Raw genomic sequence first — 6909 nt, 5'->3', positions numbered from 1 at the left:
TGTGAAGCTAGCTTTTCTTTTGTCTTCATTTTGAACAATAGCCGCCTAAGTTAGGCGGCTAAGCTAGGAAATACACTTAAATACTTAAGCACCTGTTATACAAAGTAAGAGAAATGCGTCTTGTGTATAAATTTTGTGATACTTAGTGTAAATTTCTCTCACGCTGTATAGACTTTAATATACGAGAAAATAATCCTAACCCTTATAGGGTTCCGGAAGAAGTATAACGCTGTATAAGCTTTATTTGTGGGATATTTGCCATCCGGCTGTAGGTTACAATTTCAACAGCAGAATTTGCCCGCTTGTACCCGCAGGCAAAAAAAAGGCTCTCGCTGTCCCTAAATAGCGTTAGCTGGTGAAGAGAGACAACAAAAACCCAAAAAACCTGAACCAAATTTAACTTATTTTCTAGACTTTTTCTAGAAAGTCCCCTTGCCGGAAGGGTATATCACGGCATCAATTCACTAGCTAAGCACTAGGGATAGCGGTTACTCACCCTCATTAAAGGAACAACCGCTATGGATAGTGTATCATCAATTTCTCAAACTGTTGCCGCTACTCGCAACAAATCTTTACTCAATGCCGCTGACAAGGACTATTTAAGAATCGAGCGAAAGCTTCCTCTGGATTGGATATATGCAAACTGTGGCAGTGCCGGGATCCCGAAAGCCACGGTATTGTTGGGGTATGAGGCAAAATCTCCTTGTATAGTTTTTTGGGGCAACCTTGGGCAACTGCAACTACGGCCAATTAACCCGTGGCCGTCAAAGGACGGAAAGCTTCCTAAATATCGCACCCCTAAAGGTGAATACGATGCTTTCCTTGTCAAGCATCCAGAAGTCGAAACATATTGGACTGATTTAGAGGCTCTTAAAGCCCGATGCTTCACCATTAACGGCAAACCCTACCTACTCATCACCGAGGGGTGCATAAAGGCAATTAAGGGCTGTATGTGGGATATCCCTACGGTAGCCCTAATGGGGATAGATATGGGATTAACCCCAAAGGCAAAGGGTGAACCCGACTTGATACCAGGGCTGAAACGATTAGCTGAAGCGGGTTTTGGTTTTATCATCGCTTACGATTCCGATCCACCTGAGAAGGTGGAAACCATAAAGAATGTTCGCCGTGCAGAAGCAAAGCTCGCTAAACACCTGAAAGCCTATGGCTGCGATGTACTATCGGTTACGGGTAAATGGAAGTCGGAGGACGGCAAGGGGATGGATGATTTCATCAATAATCAAGGGATTGAGGCTTTTCGGGCTATATTGGTGAAATCTAGTAATGTAGTTGAATCACCTGACACAAGTGATAGTGATACACCAACAAAAAAGAAAAAGCCACCGACACCGCGAGAAGCAGCGGCCCGGTTAGCCGAACAATATGGGCATCAGTGGAAATATGATGACGAACAAAAAACGTGGCGGATATACTCCGGTAAACACTGGGAAAAGGTAGGGATAGGGCCGTTTAAGAGTTTGGTCAAAACCACTATTGATGCAAAAAACATAAACTACAGCGGGATTGAGTATATTAACAACGTGGTGGAATTACTCCAATGTGACTTGCGACAAATCCGCTGGCAGTATTGGGATAGAAAGCGTTACATCAACCTTAGTAATTACGTTCTAGACGGAGACAAGCTGGCAACACTGGAACATTCACCGGGTACGGGATTTACCTCGTTCTTACCATTCGATTACAGACCACTGAAAGGCGATCTAAGCGACCCCTTGGAAGCACTACGGGTGAATTGCCCTAGTATCCACAAATTTTTCCGGACGGCCATGCAGAATGATGAGCGAAAAATGTTTAAGTTGCTAGCCATTGCTAACGCCATACTCAAACATCGGTTTTTCGACTTGCAGATGTTCGTTCACTTAGTCGGAGCGCCGGGTTCCGGTAAGGGTACTTTTGCTCGGTTGATGGAGAAAATGGTTGGACGAGAGAACTTTAAGGGCTGCCAGCTCGATCGCCTAAGTGACGGATCGACTAAGGCATCAGTTGTGGATAAACAATTGGTAGTGTTTGCCGATGAACGAAAACCCGTAGGTATTGACTCGATTCTCAGTTTTACGGGCGGTGATGCTGTTAGTTACCGGGAATTGCACACTCCGGCCGCCGATGCGTTTTTCTACGGGTGCTTCCTCATCTGCAGTAACAAACCCATATTTGTGGGTGACACTACCGGGCTAGAGCGTCGGTTGTGCCTGGTTCACTTTGATAACCCCATACCTACCGAAAAACGCGACCACGCCATAGAAAGTGAGTTTGAGGCAGAAGTACCCGCATTGATTGGAATAGCCCTCTCCCTCGCAAATAGCGCCGTTACTCAAGCGATACGCGGTATCGGAGCCGAAAAGATTGCTGAGTTCAAATATAAGGAATGGGAGATGAAAGTCGAAACAAGCTCGACCGCTGCATTCTTTGATATGGAACTGGTACTAGACCCGGCCGCTACTACCCGCACCGGGAAGCTTTATGAGGCTTACAAGGATTTTTGCGAGGAGAGTGGGTTCTCGAAAGTAAGTATTGTCAAATTTCCCCGCTTGCTTGCCGACTTGCTGACAGACGAGAATTTACCCTTTACCCGACATCAGGGTGCACAAGCCTATTTTGAGGGATTGAGGGTGAGAGAAAAGTCGGATAACCATATCACTCACTCCGAAACTTTAGTCGGGTTTGAGGGAGTTAGCGAGGGAGTTGCAGGGAGTTTGCAGGGAGTTGGGGAGGGAGTTGAACCCCTACCAGATATACCTTTGAGGGAGTTGAGGGAGTTAGACCCTAAAGTTTCAAACGGAAACAAAAATGAAGAAAATTATCTGCCAGATAAGGAAGAAAGTGATCGAGAAAGTGAGTTAGAAAAAGATTTACCCCCCCAAACTCCCTCAACTCCCTCAAACCCAGTACCAGTAACGATTCAAACTCCCTCAATAACTCCCTCCCAAGTGCCACCAACCCCCCCCTCAACTCCCTCAAACCCGACTAAAGCCGATATGCAAACCACCGCCAACAGACAGCGGGCCAAAAGGATGGCCGACGAGTACCGGGAAGCAAAAGCGAGCGGCGATACCGAAAAAATGGAAGAGGTAAGGAAGTTTATTGATAGTACCGATGGACTTCACTTGAGGGGATTTTTCAAGCGAGCGCTTAATGGGGCATCCCCTACACAACAGCCCGCACCGAGGCCTTCCCGTATTTTGGAGGTAGGCGATCGGGTTGTTGTAGTGAAGCCCGGCGATCGCGCTAAGGGCATTAAAGGGGAAATTACCAAAATTACCAATTACCCCACTTATACGGGCTTGCGGGTACAATTCGACAAAGAAGTAGCATTCATAAGAGAACAGGAGTTTATCGCCGGGGATTTGATGTATCTCTCCGAAAAGTAGTAGTTTCGAGTGTCATCTACCTACAGCCTAACTTTTTTGCCTTTAATCACTTGTGTCACGTGACTAAATACTTGACAGAACTAAAGCATCCGTGCCAGTCTGTTAATAATAGATCACCTGACACAAGTGAAATGACCAAAAATATTAATGACGCTAGCCTAGCTAACCTCAAACACTATGAGGGTAAATGGAAGCACGGAAAAACCCGCACTATCCGAGTACCGATCGCCCTAGCAGATCGGGTGCTGACTATAGCTCGACAACTGGATAGTGGAAAATCATTTGACACAAGTGATTTACCTGATGCTGCTGTCTTACTCAACCAATTGAAAGCTAAGCGCAAAAAGTCTAAATGCGACCTAGCGGACGTAGAAGCAATTTTGGATATGCTGGGTAGCCTGTTACCTTAACTGATGACGATCGGCTGGCACGGCAGTGCGATCGCGTCAGTCACGCTATGTGTATGTTGTGATTGTAGGTTTTCGGTTTCTGACCGGGACGGGATAGCATTTTGAACAATAGCCGCCTATCATTGGCGGCTAAGCCAGAAAATACAGGCTTAGACTCGCAGATAGCGAGTTTTTTTGCTTAAATCCCAAAACACAAAATTTAAAATGGCATTTACCATCGAAAAACCCGATTTTGCTCTGAGGCCTGCAGAGCGATCGCAAATATCGCTAGGGGGTGCAAGGTAGAAGATTGATAGAAGAGCTTGCTTGTAAGTGACTACTGGATAAGGGACACTGGGACAGGTGGACAGCCAAAAACAAGGCCCAAAAAGCCCCTAAAATGGCTGTTTTGCTAGAGTGTTGATAGAAATCAGGTAGCTAAAGGCTGAAAGTATTGACAAATGATTGAAGTAGATGACTTAAGCAAAACTTACGGTTCGACCGCAGCGATCGCGGACGTGTCTTTTTCGGTCGAATCAGGAGAAATTCTCGGTTTTTTGGGGCCAAACGGCGCTGGCAAAACCACAACCATGCGGATTTTGTCGGGATATTTGCCGGCATCCAGTGGTACGGCCCGCATCGCAGGCATGGATGTTCACGAAGACTCGATGGCCGTCAGACAGCGCATCGGCTATCTGCCGGAAAACCCGCCACTGTATCCAGAAATGACTGTGGAAGGGTTTCTGTTTTTTGTGGCCCGGATCAAGCAAGTACCTGCGGGCGATCGCGCGCGACGAGTTACCTCCGCGATCGAACGCTGTGGCCTGGTTGATAAACGCAAAGTTTTAATCCGCAAGCTTTCTAAAGGATTTCGGCAGCGCGTCGGTATCGCCCAGGCGATCGTCCACGACCCGCCGGTGATTATCTTAGACGAACCAACCGTCGGCCTCGACCCCCGACAAATCATCGAAGTCCGCAATTTAATCAAAAGTCTGGGTGGCCAGCACACAATCATCCTTTCCACGCACATTCTGCCGGAAGTCAGCATGACTTGTAACCGCGTCACCATCATCAATCGCGGTAAAATCGTCGCTGCGGGTACTCCCGAAAATTTGATGGGAGAGTTGGCGGTGGGAGAGGGTTACGAAGTCGAAGTTGAAGGCGAGGCTGATTTGGTAAACAGTCTGCTGTTGCCTTCTTTGGAAAATTTGCCGGGAGTTCGATCGATCGAATTGATTCCAAGCAATCAATTTTTAGTGAGTCGCTACCGCCTGCGGGCATTGTGCGAACCCGACATAGAACCCGGACGAGAAATTGCTACAGCTATCGTCGCCTCTGGATTTGGACTGTGCGAAATGCGTCGCTCTCGCGCTACTCTGGAAGATGTGTTTTTAAGGCTGACAGCGGCTGAAAAGAAACCGGAAGAAAATCTGGTTCACACCGAACCAGAGGTCGATCGAAATCTCCAAGAATCAGCAGAAATTCAAGACTCGATCGCCGATTCTCATCAATCCGAATCGCAACCGATTGTCGAAAATTCGCTAGTTTCAGATAGGCAAGAGTCGATCGAGCATTCTCAACCAGAATCAGAACCAGTTGTCGAAACAGTAGAGTTGATCGAGCATTCTCAACCAGAACCGATAGTCGAAAATCTGCAAGTTTCAGAAACAGTAGAGTCGATCGAGCATCCTCAACCAGAACCGATAGTCGAAAATCTGCAAGTTTCAGAAACAGTAGAGTCGATCGAGCATCCTCAACCAGAACCGATAGTCGAAAATCTGCAAGTTTCAGAAACAGTAGAGTCGATCGAGCATTCTCAACCAGAACCGATAGTCGAAAATCTGCAAGTTGTAGAAACAGTAGAGTCGATCGAGCATCATCAACCAGAATCAGAACCAGTTGTCGAAACAGTAGAGTCGATAAAAGGGAAGCATCTCAGTTTGGGTGTCACAGGAACCAGATCATCTTACTCGCTACAGATATCTAAACAAGCAAGCAGGATGCTCACTTTTGTAAAAAACATTTTTTACAAAAGTGAGATACTCCCGATCGAACCTTCTCAACCAGAACCGATTGTCGAAAATCAGCCCGTTGTTTCAGAAACCGCAGAGTCGATCGAGCATCTTCAACCAGAACCGATTGTCGAAAATCTGCAAGTTGTAGAAACAGTAGAGTCGATCGAGCATTATGAACCAGAACCGATTGTCGAAAATCTGCAAGTTGTAGAAACAGTAGAGTCGATCGAGCATTATGAACCAGAATCCGAACCAGTTGTAGAAACATTAGAGTCGATCGAGCATTATGAACCAGAACCGATTGTCCAAAATCTGCAAGTTGTAGAAACAGTAGAGTCGAGCGACTATTCTCAACCAGAATCTGAACCAATTGCAGAAACAGCAGAGGAAATAAGCGATTTAGAACCTGGAATGCAACCAGTGGCAGATTTTCTGGAAACTGTAGAAAGACAAGAATCGATCGAGCATTCTCAACCAGAACCGATAGTCGAAAATCTACTCATTGTCGAAACACCAGAGTCGAGCCAACCTTCTCAACCCGAACCGATTGTCGAAAATCTACTCATTGTCGAAACAGTAGAGTCGAGCCAACCTTCTCAACCAGAACCGATTGTCGAAAATCTACTCATTGTCGAAACACCAGAGTCGAGCCAACCTTCTCAACCAGAACCGATTGTCGAAAATCTCGAAGTTTCAGAAATCGTAGAGTCGATCGAGCCTTCTCAACCAGAACCGGTTGTCGAAAATCTACTCATTGTCGAAACACCAGAGTCGAGCCAACCTTCTCAACCAGAACCGATTGTCGAAAATCTCGAAGTTTCAGAAATCGTAGAGTCGATCGAACTTTCTGAGCCAGAACCGGTTGTCGAAAATCTACTTATTGTAGAAACAGTAGAGTCGATCGAGCTTTCTGAGCCAGAACCGGTTGTCGAAAATCTACTTATTGTAGAAACAGTAGAGTCGATCGAACCTTCTGAGCCAGAACCGGTTGTCGAAAATCTACTTATTGTAGAAACAGTAGAGTCGATCGAACTTTCTCAGCCAGAACCGGTTGTCGAAAATCTACTTATTGTAGAAACAGTAGAGTCGATCGAACCTTCTGAGCCAGAACCGGTT

3 protein-coding genes are annotated in these 6909 nt (G+C 46.2%); all 3 read left to right on the top strand.

Features of this window, described 5'->3' with window-relative positions; genetic code table 11:
- Window positions 1-518: 518 nt before the first annotated feature.
- Entirely contained in the window at window positions 519-3389 is a 2871-nt protein-coding gene (locus QUB10_RS30530) for a DUF3854 domain-containing protein (RefSeq protein ID WP_333206927.1), read from the top strand.
- Between the two features lie 131 nt (window positions 3390-3520).
- On the top strand, window positions 3521-3799 hold the full coding sequence (locus QUB10_RS30525; protein ID WP_333206926.1) for a hypothetical protein: 279 nt from the start codon (window positions 3521-3523) through the stop codon (window positions 3797-3799).
- A 440-nt stretch (window positions 3800-4239) separates the two neighbouring features.
- A partial coding sequence (locus tag QUB10_RS34345) for an ATP-binding cassette domain-containing protein (RefSeq protein ID WP_445300837.1) occupies window positions 4240-6909 on the top strand: 2670 nt, incomplete at its 3' end.

This window comes from Microcoleus sp. B5-D4, from assembly GCF_036705145.1.
Classification (GTDB): domain Bacteria; phylum Cyanobacteriota; class Cyanobacteriia; order Cyanobacteriales; family Microcoleaceae; genus Microcoleus.
The sequence above is the reverse complement of the archived record's forward strand: the minus strand, read 5'-3'. Positions and strand labels throughout refer to the sequence as shown.

What these genes read in the sequence shown, in the direction of transcription:
- QUB10_RS30525 (WP_333206926.1), top strand. Translation starts at nt 3,521, where the DNA reads ATGACCAAAAATATTAATGACGCTAGCCTAGCTAACCTCAAACACTAT.
- QUB10_RS30530 (WP_333206927.1), top strand. Translation starts at nt 519, where the DNA reads ATGGATAGTGTATCATCAATTTCTCAAACTGTTGCCGCTACTCGCAAC.